Below are 17702 nucleotides of genomic sequence, written 5' to 3' on the forward strand. Positions count from 1 at the left end.
GCGGTCACGCGGTCACGCGGTCACGCGGTCACGCGGTCACGCGGTCACGCGGTCACGCGGTCACGCGGTCACGCGGTCACGCGGCGGACGGCCGTCCCCGGGCTTCGGGTACGGCCGTCCGGCGGGTTCTCACGCCTTCGGGTCCTTCAGGTCCACAGGACGGCGATGAAGACGTTCGCCGTCGTCAGGGCGCCCACCAGGCCGAAGAGACTCTTGTCCACCTTCTCCTCGTCCCGCTTCACGTACACGAGGCCGAGGATCACGATCAGCAGGGCCAGCTTCACGCCGATCTTGATGTTGTTGACGGACGAGCCGTCGGCCTGGTTGAGGCCGACCAGGACCACGCCCGTGACCAGCATCGTCAGTGCACCGTGCAGCATCGCCGGGACGAAGCGGGCCGTGCCCCGGCCCATCGCCTTCATCTGCGTGAGGAAGCCGCCGAGGAGTGCGGCGATACCGACGATGTGCAGGGCGACGAAGAGGTGGATGAGTACGTCCATGACGCCGGAGCCTAATCGGGGCCTTCCGCCCCTCTCCGCACCACCCCGGCGGGCCCGGGGCGGACGGGCCTCACGGCCCCGGCACACAGGGTCCGTGAGCCCCGGCGCAGGGCACATGGCGAGACGGCACGGCCGCCCGTAGCAGCACCGCACGGCGGGATCGCCCGCAACCGCCGCATCGGTCAGCGCTTCGCGCGAAGGCGCTACGGGCCCACCGGGATCACGGTCGCAAGCGGTCGCTGCACGGTCCGGTCCCGTCAGTTCCGTACATGGCGGTACCGGGTCCCCGCTGCCGGGGCTAGCGTCCTTCCCAGGTGACCGGCTCCCCACCGCCGCCCGGCCAGGGGCGGCAGTCGGACACCACCGCCGAGAAGGTCCGGCGGCGGCCCGCTCCCCCTGTGCGGGCCGCCGCCGGACGGACTCCCGGCCCCGTCCGGCCCGACCGTCCCGGTCGGATCCGATCAATCCTGGTCGACCCGTTGGCTCAGCTCGGCCCAGCCCCGGCCCGGTCGGTCCGGCCCGCTGCTCAGACCAGCCGACGGGCCGTGGCCCAGCGGGTCAGCTCGTGCCGGTTGGACAGCTGGAGCTTCCTGAGCACCGCCGAGACATGCGACTCCACCGTCTTCACCGAGATGTACAGCTGCTTGGCGATCTCCTTGTACGCATAGCCGCGGGCGATCAGGCGCAGCACCTCCCGCTCGCGCTGGGTGAGCCGGTCGAGGTCCTCGTCGACCGGCGGGGCGTCCGTGGAGGCGAACGCGTCGAGGACGAAGCCCGCGAGGCGCGGCGAGAAGACCGCGTCGCCCTCCTGCACGCGGAAGATGGAGCCGATCAGGTCCGCACCGGTGATCGTCTTCGTGACGTACCCCCGGGCGCCGCCCCGGATCACGCCGATGACGTCCTCGGCCGCGTCCGAGACGGACAGCGCGAGGAAGCGCACGGGCTGCTGCGCGTCGGCCGTCAACGCGGCGCAGCGGCGCAGCACTTCGACGCCGCCGCCCCCGGGGAGGTGGACGTCGAGGAGGACCACCTCGGGGCGGGTGGCCGTGATGACCGAGACCGCCTGGTCCACGTCCGCCGCCTCGCCGACCACCTCGACGCCGGTGCGGTCGGTCTCCCCGATCTCCGCCCGCACGCCCGTACGGAACATGCGGTGGTCGTCGACCAGTACGACACGGACGCGTCGCCCGGCCGCCGTGCCCGCCTCCGCGGCGCCCCCGTTCGGCTCGGCCGGTCCGGCCGCCCCGTTCGCGTCGCTCATGTCTCCGCCCTCTCCATCTCCAGCTCGACCTCCGTGCCGCCGTCGGGCACCGCGCGCAGCCGCGCCGTGCCGCCGTTGCGCTCCATGCGGCCGATGATCGATTCTCTGACGCCCATGCGGTCGGCGGGTATCGCGTCCAGGTCGAACCCGGGCCCCCGGTCGCGCACCGAGACGAAGACCGTTCTGCCCTCCGCCTCGGCGAAGACCTGTACCGCGCCGCCCTCGCCACCGTACTTGGCCGCGTTCACCATGGCTTCCCTCGCGGCCTGCATCTGGGCGCCGATCCGCTCGTCGAGCGGGCAGTCGCCCACGACGACGACCTCGATGGGTACGCCGTGCTTGTCCTCCACCTCCGCCGCGTTGCGCCGGACCGCCTCGGCGAGGGTGTCGGGCTCCTCGTCCTCGTCCTTGCCCGTGCCCTCGGGCTTGTAGAGCCAGGCGCGCAGGTCGCGTTCCTGGGCGCGGGCGAGACGGCGCACCTCGCCCGCGTTCTCCGCGTTGCGCTGGATCAGCGTCAGGGTGTGCAGCACCGAGTCGTGGACGTGCGCGGCGACCTCCGCGCGCTCCTGGGCGCGGATGCGCATCAGGCGTTCCTCGGAGAGGTCCTGTGTCATGCGGACGAGGTAGGGGCCGGCGAGCAGCGTTATGCCGACGAGCACCGCGAGCGCCGCCTGCAGCACCGAGCCCAGGTGGGCGGCGGAGCCCTGGAGGACGAATATCCCGGAGACGCCCACGGTCACCAGCAGGACGCCCGCGGCCGAGCGCAGCAGGGTGAGCGTGCGCCGGCGGCGGCCGACCTCCATCCAGCGGGCGCGCCGCGCGTTGTCCGCCTGGCGCCAGACCAGGGCGACGCCCGCGGCGACCAGCACGATCGGCCAGAGGTACGCCTTGACGCCGCCGCCGAGGTCGACGTTGCCGACGAAGATCATGGCCACCACGACCATGGCGAGCAGCGCGACGATCTGGCCGCGGTCGGGTCTGCGGGCGACGAGTCTGCGGCGGCCGTCGGGGGCGACCTCCGTGGCGATCACCGGCGGGCGCCCCGAGCCGACGCCGCCGACACCGAGCGGCACGAAGAACCAGAACGCCGCGTACACCAGCGAGCCGAGCCCGTCCGCCATGCTCAGTCCGACGAAGACCAGCCGCACCCAGACCACGGGCAGCCCGAGATGCCCGGCGAGCCCCCGCGCCACGCCCCCGAGCCAGCGTCCGTCGCTGCTGCGGTAGAGCTTGCGCGGCGGCCGCGGTTCGGCGAGGGGCGGTGCTGCGGCTTCCGGCATGCCAATGATGGTCACACGCACGGGCGGAGCAGGGCATCAGGGTCGGTCCCGGAGACTTCCCTGATCTCCGTGGCCGGATAGGTGTCGGGGCCCGGACCCGGGACGCGTCGGGGCGATTTCAGGGTTCGGCCAGGGTCGTCCCGACTGCCGCCGGGCCGTCGCGGCCGTCACCATGGACGCATGACAGATCAGCAGCGCGCCGCGGCGGAGCGGGGACCCGGCTCCGGCTCGGACCCGCGTACGGGCGGCGAGCCGCGGGACGCCGTGGCCGGGGCCGCGGCCTCCACGCCGTCGGCCTCCGCAGGAGCGGAATCCGTGGGGGCGGGTTCCGAAGAGGAGCCGCGCGCGTACGAGGGTGCACACGCGTACGCGGAGAGTTCCGGCGCGTCCGGTCGGTCCGGCGCGGCCGGTCGGTCCGGCGCGGCCGGAGGCCGGCGGGCGACCGCCGGCGCCGCGGAGGGCGCGGCCGGTGCGGACGGGAGCGGGGAGCCCGCCGGTGCCCGGGCCTCCGGCGGATTCCGGCGCGACCGGCGGCAGAAGCTGCTGGGCGGCGTGTGCGCGGGGCTGGGCCGGCACTGCGACATGGACCCGGTGATCTTCCGGATCGTCCTCGCCGTCCTCGCGGCGACCGGCGGCGTGGGGCTGATCTTCTACGGCTTCGTCTGGCTCTTCGTCCCGTACGACGACGAGGACGAGAACGAGGTGCGCAGGATGCTCACCGGCCGCGTGGACGGCCAGGCGCTGGCCGGCGTCCTCTTCGCGCTGGTCGGCTGCGGCGCGTTCCTGTCCATGCTGAACAACGGCGACATGCTGTCGTTCGCCGTGGTGCTCGCCCTGCTGCTGGCGGGCGCCGGGTACTGGTCGCGGCGGCGCGGCGCCCCGCACCCCGACCCGCTGGCCGCGCAGGCGGCCGCCGACGCCCCGCCGGAGGCCCAGGCGCCGCCCGTCACGGCGACCTATCCGTCCTGGTGGCGGGAGCCCATCGTCAAGGACGGCACGCACGTGGGCGGCACGGGCTATCTGTGGGGGCCGTGGGAAGCGCGCGACCGGGACGTCGCGGCGGCGGTCGCCATCGCCCGGAGCGGGGCCGCCCGGCAGGAGACGCGCACCGAGCGCGGGCCGAGACCGCGCGGCCCGCGCTGGATCGGCGGCTGGGTGTTCCTGCTCGCCCTGCTGGCCGGTGCCTTCGGCACCGGGCTGACCTGGGAGGACCAGACACTGGCGACCAGCCTGCAGACGGGGCTGTCCTGTGCGCTCGCCGTGTTCGGCCTGGGCATCGCGGTCAGCGCGTTCCTGGGGCGCACGGGGGGCGGATCGATCTTCCTGGCCGTCGTCACGGCGGTACTGCTGACGTGCTCGACGGCGCTGCCGGAGAACGCCGGTACGCACTGGGTGCGCACGGACTGGACGCCCGCCGGGGCGACGGCCGTGCGGGACCGCTACGAACTGGGGACGGGAGTCGGCACGCTGGATCTGAGCCGTGTCGACCTGTCCGGCGAGCAGACGCTGACGACCGGCGCGGACGTGGGGGTGGGCCGTCTGAAGGTGATCGTGCCGGACGACGTCACGGTGAAGCTGGACATCCATGTGGGACTCGGCGACATTCAGCTGCCGGGCGAGAAGAAGCAGGACGTGGACGTGGCACCGGGCAGGGAGAAGCAGCTCACGCTCGCACCCGAGGGCGGCGGGAAGAGCGGTGGCACGCTCGACCTCTCCCTGACCGTCGGTGCCGGACAGGCGGAGGTGGCCCGTGCTGCGTCATGACTTCCAGCCCGGGAAGCTGGTGGCGGGCGTGTTCCTCGCGATCGCCGGCGTGACGTACGCGGGTGACGCCGGCGGACTGTGGGAGACGCCGTGGTTCGTGGTGATCCCTCTGGTCGTCGGCGGCCTGTGCCTGGCCGGAGCGGTGGGCACGGTGACCGCGGCGGTACGCCACCGCAACGCCTCGCGCCGCGCGGGACGGTGCCGCCACGAGAAGCGGAGACAGCATCCCTTCGACGGTGGGGCCCGCGAGGACGCCCGCACACCGGGCCGCGACACCCACATACCGGGTTAGACGACAGCCGCCCTACGGCTTCCGTCCCCACCGCCCGCCCTCCGGCTTCCGGCCTCGGCCTCCGGCGGCTCGGCAGCCGCTCAGTAGCCGACCGGGCGCCGCCATCGGCGGCGGTCACGGAGGGTGGCGTCGACGGAGAGCGCCTGGGCGCCCGCGAGGACGAGGGGCAGCCATGCCATGAGGTACGGGAGGTCGTTGCCGTAGTAGTACGGATCGGAGGCCCAGCTCACGGTGAGCCAGAGGCTCAGGGAGATCAGCGCGCCGCCGAGCGCGGCGATCCGGGTCAGCAGGCCGATCAGCACGCCGATGCCGACGGCCAGCTCGCCGAGGGCGATGGCGTAGCCGAAGCCGACGGGGTTCTTCAGGGCCAGGTCGACGAGGGCCGGGATCGCCGAGGAGTCGCGCACGGCGCGCATCGTGTCGCCCACGGACCCGGACCCCGCGTCCGACAGGAACGCGCTGTCGGTCAGCTTGTCGATCCCCGCGTAGACGAAGGTGACGCCGAGGAAGAGGCGCAGGGGCAGCAGGGCGTGGCGCGTGACGGTGTCCCGCCAGCCCCCGCTGTCGACCCGTGTGCCGCCGGGGTCCGTACGAAATCCCTGAACCATTGCTCTCGCCGCCTCTCACCGCGGTGTGCGAGTCCTCGACGGCCCATACGTACGCCATCGGTCGGCAGCTCAACCACCGGTTCGCCGGTATGTGTCACAAGCACGCGGGTTCACGGAACGAAAGGAGACACCGATGCGCACCCGGCCACCCTCTTCCCGTCGCCTCGCTGTCGCTCCCCGTCGTCACTCCGCTCCCGCCTCCCGCCGTCCCGTGGGCCCTCGCCGCCCCGCCGCCCCCGTCCGCCGCCCGGTCCGGGCCTCGCCTCAGTCCGTGACCTCGATCTCGCAGGAGTTCGTCTCCACGCCCGCCGCGGTGACGACCTGCACCTCCAGCCGGCCCGGGTCGACGTCGACCGGGACCGGGACGGTGAGCACGGCGTCCGTCGGGTTGCTGAAGCCGCCGGTCACCGGCACCAGCGGCACATGGACGTGCACGGCACCGATGCGCACGACCATACGGGACAGCCGCGCCGCGTCCTGCGCGCCCGGCGGGACGAACCCGGCGCCGCGGATCTCGATGTCGTCGCCGGTGCGTATCGGCGCGTCGAGGTCGCCGGCCTCACGGGCCCGGACGACGGACAGGATCACCGGGCGCCCGCCCTCGGCGTACTTGCCCGCGAAGTACGTGGCGGCGGAGACCAGGACCAGCAGGGCCAGTCCCCAGGGCAGGTCCGGCAGCCGGTCCGGGCGCCGGGCGAGGCGGACGGCGGCGAAGACGAGGGCAGCGGCGGACACCAGGACGTACTGCGTGTCGGCGAACGTGCCGCGCCCGGCGTCGTCCGTCAGCAGGTCGGCCGCGCGGGGCCGGTCGGCACGCACCTTCTGCAGCCGCTGCCCGAGCACGCGCAGGCCGACGACGCGGCGCACCAGGACGGCGATGCCGCACACCACCGCGACGACGGTCACCACGCCCGCGCCGCGTGCCAGGTCGAGGCCGGAGATCAGGGCGTCGCGCTCCTCGGGGCCGGAGGCGCCGGCCAGCCGGCCGGCGAGCACGAGGACGGCGTACACGGCGAAGAGCACCCAGGCGGCGGCCACCGCGCGGGAGGTGGAGAGGCGGTTGTCCTCCCCGACGACCGGGGCGAGCGCCCCGCCGCGCGCCCGGTGGAACCACGACGCGGCGGTCAGCAGCGCGGCCACGAGCACCGCGGCGAGCAGTCCGGCGGTCCGGGCGGTCGTCCAGCCGGACCCGACGGCGGTGAGGGCCTGCACCAGCAGCAGGACCGCGACGGCGGCCCACACCGCGACGGCCGTGCGCCGCCACAGCAGCGTCAGCCACACCTCGCCCTCGGCGCGGGCGCGTTCGGCGACGAGGGCGGCGGACTGGGTGAGTTCGTCCGACACCCACTGCCGGGAGGCCCCGGCCGAGTGGGCGACGGCGGCGGGCAGCCCCTTGCCGGACGCCAGTTCGTCCCGCTTGGCGAGGAACTCGGCGACGGCGCGCCGGTGTCCCGCCCGCGCGCCGTGCGGGCAGTCACCGCAGGCGCAGCCGCCCTCGTGCGCACTCCGCACGGCGTCACGCCCCACGTCCCGTCCCGCTTCCCGCACCGCCACGACCGCCGCCGCCTTCCGCGCCCTCGCGCCCTTCGCACCACGTGTGTATGACCTGCACGACTCGTACCTCCTGCAGGGACGTGCCGTCCCGCACCGCCCGCATCCGCGACGGCACCACGGGGGCGCACGCCGCGACGCGCCGCGCGCCGGACCGGCGCGCACCACCGTCCGGCCGGACGTCCGCCACGCCCGGACAACTGCCGCGCCGAGAAGGCGAATTGTGCCGTACGCGGCCCGCCCGCCGCCCGGCAGGTGGTACCGGTACGGGTGAAGAACGGGTCCCGGTGTTGACCCGGCTGCGAGAATTCCCTTATGGCCGAGATCATCCAGCGGGACGGGACCTGGGCCTTCGACGGCAGCACGGTCCGCATCACGCCGGGGTTCCACCGTTCCGTGCCGCTGTTCCGGCAGACGTACGGGGAGATCGCCGTTCCGATCGAAGCGGTCGCGAGTGTCGTCTTCGAGCCCGAACGCAAGCGCGGACGGCTGCGGTTGCGGCTGCGCGAGGGCGCGGACCCGCTGCTCCAGGCGACCGGCGGCCGCCTGCCGGACACCGCCGACCCCTACCGGCTGACGGTGGACGTCGACCGCTCGGGGGTCGCCGAGTACGTGGCGGAGGAGATACGCCGCGCCCTGCTGCTGGAACAGGTGCCCAGGGAGCCGACGAAGGGTTACCTGCTCCAGGGCCCGCCCGTGCCGGTGTCGGTGCGGTCCAGCGACGGCACGGTGTCCTTCGACGGCACCGAGGTGCGCATCGACTGGAGCGACACGGCCGACCGCATCAAGCGCGCGACCGGCCCGCGCATCATCCGCGTCGCGGAGCTGGTGCAGGTGGAGTGGCTGCCCAACTCCGGTTACGAGGACGGGTTCCTGCGCTTCGTGACCGGTGAGACCGTGTTCTCCAAGCTGCCTCCGGAGAAGGACCCGTACGCGCTGGACCTGTGGGGCAACGTCCGCCGCGACCTGCTCACCGCCCTGGTCGCCGGAGCGGTCACGGCCCGCCTCCCGCACCCCTCCACCCGCACCGGCGCCTACGGGCCCGCCGACCGTCCGCGCCCGCAGGCGGCGATCGTCGCGGCCCCGCCCCGGGACGCCCTGCCGCAGCGGCCCCGGCAGCCGGAGAGCCACGACGTACTGATCCGCCGGCTGCGGGAGCTGGGGGAACTGCACCGCGACGGGATGCTCACGGACGAGGAGTTCGCTATGACGAAGGCGGCGGTGCTGCGCGACTTCTGAGCCCCCTCGCCCGGCCCCACGCCCTCTCGCACGCACGCTCCCCCGGACTCGCGGATCGGCGGCCAATGACGACAAAAGATGTCAGGTATGGGGACGAGACTCGGCGCATGACGCCGCACTCGAACTGGGCCGCCTTCGCCGCCGCCGCGCCGGACCTCGCCGCGACGGCCGAGGAGCGCTTCGGCCGCTTTCCGCACCACGTCCTCGCGACCCTGCGCAAGGACGGTTCGCCCCGCACCAGCGGTATCGAGGTCCGCTTCCTGGACGGTGAGCTGTGGCTCGGCATGATGCCGGGCTCGCTCAAGGCGCTGGACCTGCGCCGCGACCCCCGTTTCGCGCTCCAGTCCAATCCCGGCGCGGACACGGACATGGCGGGCGGGGACGTACGGATCGCGGGCCGCGCCGTGGAGGTGGGGGATCCGGCGACGGTGGCCCGGTACGCCGAAGAGGTGGAACCGCCGGAGCCGTTCCACCTCTTCCGCACCGAGTTGACGGAGGTCGTACGGACCCGCGTCGAGGACGACACGTACCTGGTCGTCGAGACCTGGCGGCCCGGAGCGCCGGTGCGCGCGCTCAGGCGGAAGTGATCAGGGAAGCCGCCGGCCGGGTGATCCGGTGCCCGGGCACCGGTCCTGGTCCTGAACCCGGCCCAGGTCCCGGCCCGGGCCCCGGATCACTCCCACTCGATGGTGCCCGGCGGCTTCGAGGTCACGTCGAGGACGACCCGGTTGACGTCCCGGACCTCGTTGGTGATGCGAGTCGAGATCTTCGCCAGGACGTCGTACGGCAGCCGCGACCAGTCGGCGGTCATGGCGTCCTCCGACGACACCGGGCGCAGCACGATCGGGTGGCCGTACGTCCGGCCGTCGCCCTGGACGCCGACGGACCGCACGTCCGCGAGGAGCACCACCGGGCACTGCCAGATGTCGCGGTCGAGTCCGGCCGCGGTCAGCTCCTCGCGGGCGATGGCGTCGGCCTGGCGCAGCAGGTCGAGCCGCTCCTTGGTGACCTCGCCGACGATGCGGATGCCGAGGCCGGGGCCCGGGAAGGGCTGGCGCTGGACGATCTCCTCCGGCAGGCCGAGTTCCTGGCCGACCATGCGGACCTCGTCCTTGAACAGCTTGCGCAGCGGCTCGATCAGCTTGAACTCGAGGTCCTCGGGGAGGCCGCCCACGTTGTGGTGGGACTTGATGTTGGCGGCGCCGGTGCCGCCGCCGGACTCCACGACGTCCGGGTAGAGGGTGCCCTGGACCAGGAACTCCACCGGCTGGTCGTTCGGCGCCTCGGCGACGATCTCGGCCTGCGCCTGCTCGAAGACCCGGATGAACTCGCGGCCGATGATCTTCCGCTTCTGCTCCGGGTCGGAGACGCCCTTCAGGGCCTCCAGGAAGCGCTCCTGCGCGTCCACGACCTTCAGCTGCACGCCGGTCGCGGCCACGAAGTCCTTCTCGACCTGCTCGGTCTCGCCCTGGCGCATCAGGCCGTGGTCGACGTACACGCAGGTCAGCTGGGAGCCGATGGCCTTCTGGACGAGGGCCGCGGCGACCGCTGAGTCCACGCCGCCGGACAGGCCGCAGATCGCGCGCCGGTCACCGACCTGCTCGCGGATCGCGGCGACCTGCTCCTCGATCACGTTGCCGGTGGTCCAGGACGGGGACAGGCCCGCGCCCCGGTACAGGAAGTGCTCCAGGACCTGCTGGCCGTGCGTGGAGTGCATGACCTCGGGGTGGTACTGGACGCCGTACAGCTTCTTCTCGTCGTTCTCGAAGGCGGCGACCGGGACCACGTCCGTGGACGCGGTGACGGTGAAGCCCTCGGGTGCGGCGGAGCAGGCGTCGCCGTGCGACATCCACACGGGCTGCTCCTCCGGGGTGCCCTCGAAGAGGGTGGAGGAGGGCTTGGCGACGGTCAGCGGCGTGCGGCCGTACTCGCGGGCACCCGTGTTGTCGACGGTGCCGCCGAGGGTCGTGGCCATCAGCTGGAAGCCGTAGCACATGCCGAAGACCGGGACGCCGGCCTCGAACAGGGCACCGTCTATCCGCGGCGCGCCCTCCTCGTACACGGACGAGGGGCCGCCGGAGAGGATGATGGCCGCGGGGTTCCTGGCGAGCATCTCGTCGACCGGCATGGTGCTCGGCACGATCTCGCTGTAGACCCGGGCCTCGCGGACGCGGCGGGCGATGAGCTGGGCGTACTGCGCACCGAAGTCGACGACCAGAACGGTGTCGGGGGCGGCGGCGGAGGGTGCTGGCACGGTTTGCCTTCCGGCGGTTCGGCGGAGGTGTGTGCCGTCGAGTCTAACGGGGTACGAGGGGTGATCTCCCGTCCGCCGGGGGCGGCGGACGGGGGAAGCCGCGGGCGCCACGGGCGGTGATCACCGCGACACGGACCGCCGCACCCCGACACGGACCACCCGACCACCGCACGGGCTGACACACCGCGACACGGACCACCGCACGCCGACCACCGCACGGGCTGGCACACCGCGACACGGACCACCGCACGCCGACCACCGCACGGGCTGGCACACCGCGACACGGACCACCGCATGTCGGCCGCCGCACCGCGACCGACACGCGCGGGTCCACCGGTCCCGTCTCAGGATGCGGGCCGGATTGGCCCGCGGCCACTCTCGGGGCATACTGCTCGCATGCTCTCGCACCAGACCTTCGTCTTTACCTATGGCACCGGGCCCACCGGCTGCCATGGTCGTGCTGCTTGAGCAACTGACAAGCGACTTCCCAGGCGCCCCGGGCCGACAAGGTCCGGGGCGCCTGCCGTTTCCGGGCCTCGCCGCTCCGGGGAACCTGCCGAGCAGACCCCGAAGGAGCCCGCCATGGCGGACGTACTCGACAAGACCGGCGCGCGGACCGACGAGGCCGCGGACGTGATCACCGGCGCCCGTGAGCGCATCGACGCCCTCGACGACCGCATCATCGGCCTCGTCCAGGAACGGATGGCCGTCTCGGCCGTGATCCAGGAGGCCCGCATCGCCTCGGGTGGCCGGCGCGTGAACCTCTCCCGCGAGATGGAGGTACTCGGCCACTACCGCGAGGCGCTGGGCAAGCCCGGCACCACGCTGGCGATGGCGCTGCTGGAGCTGTGCCGGGGGCGCGTCTGAGCGGTCGGCGGCGCGCGCGTCGCCGGGGCCGCAAACGGTGTTCCGGCGGATTCGTCACGGCGTCCCGCGTACGCACGTACGGATGCCGTCTCACCCGTACGGCGCGTGACCGGTCCGGCGCGGGCTTCGTTGGTCCCGGTGTCCGTGCCAGCCAGGGGCGGGCCCGAAAGAACCACGCGTGGCTCCGCTGGAGCGATGAGGCGCCCGGTTCGCACCGTGCGCCGTGGGACCTCGCTCCAGATGAAGTGACCGGACGGCAGGGGACAGCAGCCCGGTCACCCAAGAGAGGTCGGCCCCGGGGACGCCCGGGGCCGACCGGCGGAAACCGTGCGGAAGGGCACGACGGTTGCGGAGGCCGTCAGCCGTTCCGCACGATGCGAAGAAGACCCCCGTCCCGCAGCGGACGACGGCATTCCCTCGTCCGACCGCCAGAGGTCCGCACCGGCGCGCTCGCCAGGCACGCCGGGGCACGCACCGGCGGTCGTACCGGCCGGCGGCGCAACCCCCCGGCGCCGCTTCGAGGCACCGGCGCCGCCCTGACGCCGGTGCTGACGGAGGAAGGGCCCCGCGGATCCGTCCTGCGGGGCCCTTCGCCCTACCTGGCACCGGACATCGGGCATTGAGCACCGCACCGGGCGCCGAGGACCGGACACCGGATCCCGGCCGTGGACCGGGCCGCGGCAGTGGTCAGCCGGTGGGCTTCCCCGTTTTCTCCAGCTTCTCCAGCTGCGTCTCGACGACCTCCGACGGGACCTTCAGCGTGTCGCCGTTCAGCATGTCCATCGCCATGAAGGAGGCGATCGTGGTGCCCGAGCGCACGACCGTGAACGTGGTCGGGACCTTCGCGCCCTCGATCGAGGCGGTGAACCCGTACGCGACGGCCTCGTCGCCCAGCCCCGGGGCCGTCCGCCTCCCGACGCCGGTGTGCCGGTAGCCCACGTGCTCGTACTCCGTGCACTTCCCGATCGCCGTGCGCAGACCGGCCAGCACCTCCTCGGCCCCGCCCTCCTCGTACGACAGCAGGACGAGGGACAGCGCCAGGGAGGCGTCGCGCTCGCCCTCGGCGGTGAGGTTGCGGCCGACGGACGCCTGCGCGGCGGGGTCCGACGTGAACACGGCCATGTCGGCGACCGGCTGGCACGCGGCCGGTTTGGCCGGCACGGAGTCCTCCACGATGTCCGACGCGGCCATCTTCCTGACGGTGAAGCCGTCGACGTCGCCGTCCGCCAGCGCGGCCTTCTCCAGCAGGTCCTTCGTCAGCGCCCCGCCCGCCGCCGGCTCCTGCGGGTCCGCCGTGGCCGCGGACGTGGCCCTCGACGCCCTCTTCGCGCGCTCGTCCCCGCCGTCACCGCCGCTCCCGTCGCTTCCGCCGCCCCCGCCGCACGCCGTGGCGAGCCCCAGGGCCGCCACGGCCGACGCCGCCGCCACGATCCGCGACACCTCTGCCTTCACGCTTCCCCCCTCGAACTTCGCGGTGCGGACTCCGGTGTCCGTACCGGTACCGGTTCCGCATCCAACAGCCCGGACAGCGGTCTTCGCCAGTGTCCCGCGTGAGGACCGGGGACCTGCGGCACGGCGGCCGGTGCGGCGGCGGGCCGCTCAGGTGCGGGACACCACGCCGCACTCACCGGCCCCCGCCCCGTCGCGGATGTCCCGGCTGCGGTCGTACGGGTCGCGCGTGGGCCCGGTCGGCACCGCGCTCGGGCCGGCGGCGGCCTGCGAGTCGAACTGGGGGTGCAGGAAACCGTCGTGGGTGTCGCAGGCGGAGTTGCCGAAGTCCTGCGCGTACCGCATGACCGCCAGCTTGCCGGGGGTGGCCGTGTACTTCGCCGGGTCCAGGAGCCGGACGTCGAGGGCGCGCCGGACGATCGTGCGGGTCACCTCGGTCCTCTCCTCGTCGGCCGGGGCGAGCGCGTAGACGAAGGTGTAGTCGGCGTGGACGACCACGGACGCGCCGTCCTCGCCCGCCTCGAACGTCATGCGCCCGCGTGTCTTGACCACGTCGCCGACCAGTCGCACCTCGTCCGGGTCGAACCGGCTGAACAGCAGGAGCGGGTCGTGGTCCTCGTCCGGGTGGCGCAGCCAGGAGCGCACGTCGTCGAGCATCTCGGGCTGCTTGGGGTCGAGGACGTCGAGCGCCGCCTTCGGGTGGCCGCCGAGCAGCACCTTCCGGTCGAGGTTGGCGCCGACGAGCAGGGCCTTGGTCTGCTTCAGCGCCTGAGCCACCTGCTCCTCGCCCATCGCGCCGACCGGCTTCGCCCCGGGCACGACGATGCCGTCGGCGCCGTCCGCGTACCGCTCGGCCGGGGAGCCCGCGAAGGGGTGGTCGAGGCTCGCCGTACCGGGGGCGGCGGCCGGCGCCGTGGTCGGCGCGGCGGTCTCCGGCGGCAGCGCGGCCGCCTCGGTGCGGTCGCCGAACGGGTCGCCCGGCAGCAGGGACGGCCGCATGGCGACCAGCACCACGGCGACCGCGACCGGCACCCCGGCGACGGCCCACCACTTGCGGCGCCGGGCCGCCCTCCCGTCCGTCTCCCGCCAGGCGGGACCGGTGCGCCAGCCGGTGGGCAGCTCCCCGCGGGCGTCCTGCTGCCGCAGCCGCTCGGTCACCATGCGGGCCCGTGCGGACGGCTCCTTGGGCGCGTCGGCCGGGACGCCCCGCTCGGAGTCCCGCAGGAACCGCTCCCACTCCTCGTCGGATATGGACTCTTCGGACGACTTGCCGGCCACTTCTCCCCCATCGGTCTTCCTTCGGTCAAAGCCCCCGTTGTATGCCGCGTGGCGACGGGCGCACAAGTCGCCGTGGGCGGCGGGCGCACAGGTCGCGGTGCCCCGCGGCGGGGCCACATGAGAATTCCATGAACGCCGGGGCAACCATTCACCGAAGTCACTGGTCTCACCTCCGAAACCACCGGCCACGCCCGCCTTCCGCGCGCTGCGGCCCTCCGCATCCGTACCGCGACGCCGCGGTGCGCCGGACCGACCGAGGTCTTCATGAAACTTCGCCGTGCCATGGCCGCCGCGGCCGCGACGGCAGTCATCGCGCCCCTGGCGCTGCTGTCCGCGCCGGCCGCGTTCGCGGAGCAGTCGGAGCAACCGCCCTCCGGCACCCCGTCCGACGCCTCGTCCCAGTCGGCGTCCTCCTCCCCGTCCGCGCCGGAGTCCGTACCGGCGTCGGAGTCCGCCTCCACGACGCCTCCGGCCCCGTCGGACGGGACCGGGGTGCCGGGCGGTGCCCCGTCGGGCAGCACGACGCCGAGCGGCTCCGCCACGCCGTCGGACTCCGCCGAGCCGTCCGAGTCCGCCGACCCGGCCGACCCCGAGGACCCGATCGACCCCGCCGTCCCGTACTGCGAGGAGATCGACGGCGACTACACCGACGCCAAAGTGTCCGCCGACATCAAGGGGCTGCCCGGCAAGATCGTCGCGGGTGACGGCTTCCACGCCTTCCAGCTGGTCGTCACCAACAAGTCGGACCTCGACCTCCGGAACGTCGCCTTCTACGCCGAGGTGGAGAACTTCGAGATCGACGAGGCGAAGTACCTCAGCAGCCATGTCGACCTGCAGTTCAAGAACCCCGAGTCGGGCGCGTGGGAGCGCATCGGCTCAGACGAGTGGGCCGGTGACTACTTCTTCTTCACCGAGACGCTGAGGGCGAAGGCCAGCCAGAAGGTGGACCTGCGCGTCGGCGTCGACGCCGGGGCCCCGGCCGGCGACGCCTACACCTTCGCCTCGGGCGCCTACCTCGACAACGTCGAGGGACAGGAATGCGTCGCCGAGGGATGGGCACTGTACGACTTCACGGTGCTGAGGCCCGGCTCGCCGAACCCGAGCCCGGGTACGGCGAAGCCGGGTACGACGAAGCCGGGTGACGGCGTCAAGGGCCCGGTGAAGAAGCCGCAGGGCGACGTCTCCGCCCTGCCCACCGGCAGCCTCGCCGAGACCGGGTCGGACCCGGTCCTGCCGGTGGTCGGGCTCGTCGGCGGCGTCGCCGTCGTGGCCGGTGCCGGAGCGGTGTTCGCGGCGCGCCGCCGCAGGGCCGGCGCCGACGCGTGACGGGATCCGCGGCGAGGCGCGCGGAGCGGGTCCCCCGCACCGTGTGCCTCGCCCGCGAGGCATGGAGGAACTGCGCCAGGAGGGGGGCGCGGGTCCTCCGCCCGTCCGGGCCCCGCCATCACGCCCCCCGGGGCCCGGGGCCGGTTCACTTCCTGGGTGGTACCGCCGGCATCCCCAGGAACGGCAGCCGCAGCGCGCCGAACGCGTCCGCGGGAACGGCCGGCGCCTTCGGCGCGACCGGCTCGAGGCGCTCGTACGCCGCTCCCTGCGCCGGGCGCGGGTCGGCCTCGCCCTTGTTGGGCCAGTACGACGCCGCCCGTTCGGCCTGGGCCGTGATGGTCAGCGACGGGTTGACGCCGAGGTTCGCCGAGACGGCCGAGCCGTCCACCACGAAGATCCCCGGGTGTCCGTACAGCCGGTGGTAGGGGTCGATCACGCCCTCCCGCGCCGACGCGCCGATCGGGCAGCCGCCCAGGAAGTGCGCGGTCAGCGGCATGCCCATCAGCTCGCCGACGTTGCTGCCCGGGAAGCCGTTGATCTCGGCGGCGAGCGCCGAGGCGCCCTCCGAGGCCGCCCTGATCTGCTTGGGGTTGGGCGCACCGTGCCCCTGACGGGCCGTCAGCAACCCCTTGCCCGCGCCCTTCGGCTTCAGGTACGTCGTCAGGGAGTTGTCGAGCGACTGCATGACCAGGCCGATGATGGTCTTCTCCGACCAGCGGTGATTGGACAGCGAGCGGGCCGTCATGACCGGGTGCCTCACCACGTTGGCCAGCCAGGCGAGCACGCGCGAGGAGTTCTCGGCGTAGGGGATCTGGAGGATCGACAGGCTGCCCATCGAGTTGGAGCCCTTGCCGTAGCGGACCGGCTCGATGTGGGTGTTCGCGTCGGGGTGGATCGAGGAGGTGATGGCGACGCCGCGGGTGAAGTCGGCCCGCCTCTCGCCGGTGGCCCTGCGGTAGCGGCGGTCGGTGGTCTGCGCGCCGACCAGCGCCTCGGAGTTGGTGCGGGTCAGCTCGCCGAGCCGGCCGGACAGGTACGGCAGCCGGCCCGTCTGCCGCATGCGGTGCAGCAGGGTCTGGGTGCCGTAGGTGCCGGCCGCCAGCACCACCCACCTGGCCCTGAAGACCCTCCCCCCGCTCGTGCCGCTGCCCTTGCGGCGGCGGTCGGTGGGCAGCGTCGTCACGGCGTAGCCGCCCTGCGAGTCGTCGGTGACCGACACGACCGTCGTCATCGGGTGGACGACCGCGCCCGCCTTCTCCGCGAGGTGGAGGTAGTTCTCGTTGAGGGTGTTCTTCGCGCCGTGGCGGCAGCCCGTCATGCACTCGCCGCACTCGGCGCACGCCCGGCGGGCGGGACCGGCCCCGCCGAAGTAGGGGTCGGGGACCTCCCCGCCCGGCGTCGTGCGCACCGAGCCGTCCGCGTCCTCGCCGTCCCCGAAGAAGACCCCGACCGGCGCCATGTGGAACGTGTCGCCCACGCCCATCCGCTCGGCGGCCTTCTTGAGGTGCACGTCCGAGGGCGTCATCGTCGGGTTGAGCCGTACGCCGAGCATCCGCCGGCCCTGGTCGTAGTACGGCCGCAGCTCGTCCTCCCAGTCGGTGATGTCCTTCCACTGGGGGTCCTCGAAGAACGGCTTCGGCGGTATGTACAGCGTGTTGGCGTAGTTCAGCGATCCGCCGCCGACACCGGCCCCCGCCAGCACCATCACGTTGCCCAGCAGGTGGATGCGCTGGATGCCGTACATGCCGAGGCGGGGCGCCCAGAGGTAGTTCTTCAGGTCCCAGGAGTTCCTGGGCAGCGACTCGCGCGTGAAGCGGCGGCCCGCCTCCAGCACGCCCACCCGGTAGCCCTTCTCGGTGAGGCGGAGCGCGGTGACGGACCCGCCGAAGCCGGAGCCGACGACGACCACGTCGTAGTCGTAGCGGTCGTCGTCGCGGTCGGTGCGGTCGGCGCGCTCGCCGTGACGGCCGCCGTCGCGCTCGCGCGCCTCCCGGGGCTCGTCCTGCTTCCGGACGTCGTCGTCCTGCGGCATG

General features: G+C 73.5%; 14 protein-coding genes and 1 pseudogene. 6 read left to right on the forward strand and 9 right to left on the reverse strand.

Going from position 1 to position 17702, the window contains the following annotated elements; genetic code table 11:
• Positions 1-146: 146 nt before the first annotated feature.
• The 3 genes from IE271_RS11190 to IE271_RS11200 form a co-directional block, all read right to left on the reverse strand.
• Positions 147-500 (reverse strand): hypothetical protein, encoded by a 354-nt coding sequence (locus tag IE271_RS11190; protein WP_190190092.1) that lies wholly within the window; start codon positions 498-500, stop codon positions 147-149.
• 526 nt (positions 501-1026) lie between these two features.
• Positions 1027-1761 carry a LuxR C-terminal-related transcriptional regulator gene (locus IE271_RS11195; protein WP_190190093.1) on the reverse strand — a complete coding sequence of 245 codons (735 nt, stop codon included), beginning with the start codon at positions 1759-1761 and terminating at the stop codon, positions 1027-1029.
• Entirely contained in the window at positions 1758-3041 is a 1284-nt protein-coding gene (locus IE271_RS11200; protein ID WP_190190094.1) for an ATP-binding protein, read from the reverse strand. Before IE271_RS11200 ends, IE271_RS11195 begins: the two co-directional genes overlap by 4 nt.
• A gap of 180 nt (positions 3042-3221) precedes the next feature.
• Here IE271_RS11200 and IE271_RS11205 point away from each other — a divergent pair, with 180 nt between their 5' ends.
• Together IE271_RS11205 and IE271_RS41865 are read left to right on the forward strand one after the other, a co-directional pair.
• The gene (locus IE271_RS11205) at positions 3222-4805 is read left to right on the forward strand and encodes a PspC domain-containing protein (RefSeq protein ID WP_190190095.1); all 1584 of its coding nucleotides are present in this window, start codon (positions 3222-3224) and stop codon (positions 4803-4805) included.
• Complete coding sequence (locus IE271_RS41865) at positions 4792-5097, forward strand: hypothetical protein (RefSeq protein WP_229919259.1); 306 nt, start codon at positions 4792-4794, stop codon at positions 5095-5097. The genes IE271_RS11205 and IE271_RS41865 overlap by 14 nt, the downstream gene beginning before the upstream one ends.
• 80 nt (positions 5098-5177) lie before the next feature.
• Here IE271_RS41865 and IE271_RS11215 read toward each other — a convergent pair whose 3' ends face one another.
• Together IE271_RS11215 and IE271_RS11220 are read right to left on the reverse strand one after the other, a co-directional pair.
• Positions 5178-5705, reverse strand: coding sequence for a DoxX family protein (locus tag IE271_RS11215; RefSeq protein WP_190190096.1), 528 nt, complete (start codon positions 5703-5705; stop codon positions 5178-5180).
• Between the two features lie 264 nt (positions 5706-5969).
• Positions 5970-7259, reverse strand: a complete 1290-nt coding sequence (locus IE271_RS11220; protein WP_190190097.1) for a hypothetical protein — start codon at positions 7257-7259, stop codon at positions 5970-5972.
• Positions 7260-7571: 312 nt separating this feature from the next.
• Between IE271_RS11220 and IE271_RS11225 the strand changes: the two genes are divergently transcribed.
• Both IE271_RS11225 and IE271_RS11230 read left to right on the forward strand, forming a co-directional pair.
• A complete protein-coding gene (locus IE271_RS11225) occupies positions 7572-8495 on the forward strand; it encodes a DUF4429 domain-containing protein (protein WP_190190098.1) in 924 nt (307 codons plus the stop codon).
• A gap of 107 nt (positions 8496-8602) precedes the next feature.
• A complete protein-coding gene (locus IE271_RS11230; protein ID WP_190190099.1) occupies positions 8603-9082 on the forward strand; it encodes a pyridoxamine 5'-phosphate oxidase family protein in 480 nt (159 codons plus the stop codon).
• 86 nt (positions 9083-9168) lie between these two features.
• Here IE271_RS11230 and guaA read toward each other — a convergent pair whose 3' ends face one another.
• Positions 9169-10749, reverse strand: a complete 1581-nt coding sequence (gene guaA / locus IE271_RS11235; protein ID WP_190190100.1) for a glutamine-hydrolyzing GMP synthase — start codon at positions 10747-10749, stop codon at positions 9169-9171.
• A gap of 573 nt (positions 10750-11322) precedes the next feature.
• Here guaA and IE271_RS11240 point away from each other — a divergent pair.
• Positions 11323-11616 (forward strand): annotated as a pseudogene (locus tag IE271_RS11240) (chorismate mutase); the annotation flags it as partial.
• Positions 11617-12303: 687 nt separating this feature from the next.
• Here the strand turns inward: IE271_RS11240 and IE271_RS11245 are convergent.
• Positions 12304-13068, reverse strand: coding sequence for a hypothetical protein (locus IE271_RS11245; protein WP_190190102.1), 765 nt, complete (start codon positions 13066-13068; stop codon positions 12304-12306).
• Between the two features lie 147 nt (positions 13069-13215).
• Positions 13216-14343, reverse strand: a complete 1128-nt coding sequence (locus IE271_RS11250; RefSeq protein ID WP_190190103.1) for a hypothetical protein — start codon at positions 14341-14343, stop codon at positions 13216-13218.
• 264 nt (positions 14344-14607) lie between these two features.
• On the opposite strand from IE271_RS11250, the gene IE271_RS11255 reads away from it, so the two are divergent.
• A complete protein-coding gene (locus IE271_RS11255) occupies positions 14608-15669 on the forward strand; it encodes a cell wall protein (RefSeq protein WP_190190104.1) in 1062 nt (353 codons plus the stop codon).
• Positions 15670-15814: 145 nt separating this feature from the next.
• On the opposite strand, the gene IE271_RS11260 is transcribed toward IE271_RS11255, so the two are convergent.
• Complete coding sequence (locus IE271_RS11260; RefSeq protein WP_190190105.1) at positions 15815-17701, reverse strand: GMC family oxidoreductase; 1887 nt, start codon at positions 17699-17701, stop codon at positions 15815-15817.
• Between the last annotated feature and the right edge of the window lies 1 nt (position 17702).

This window comes from Streptomyces minutiscleroticus (assembly GCF_014650875.1).
GTDB classification, from domain to species: Bacteria; Actinomycetota; Actinomycetes; order Streptomycetales; family Streptomycetaceae; genus Streptomyces; species Streptomyces minutiscleroticus.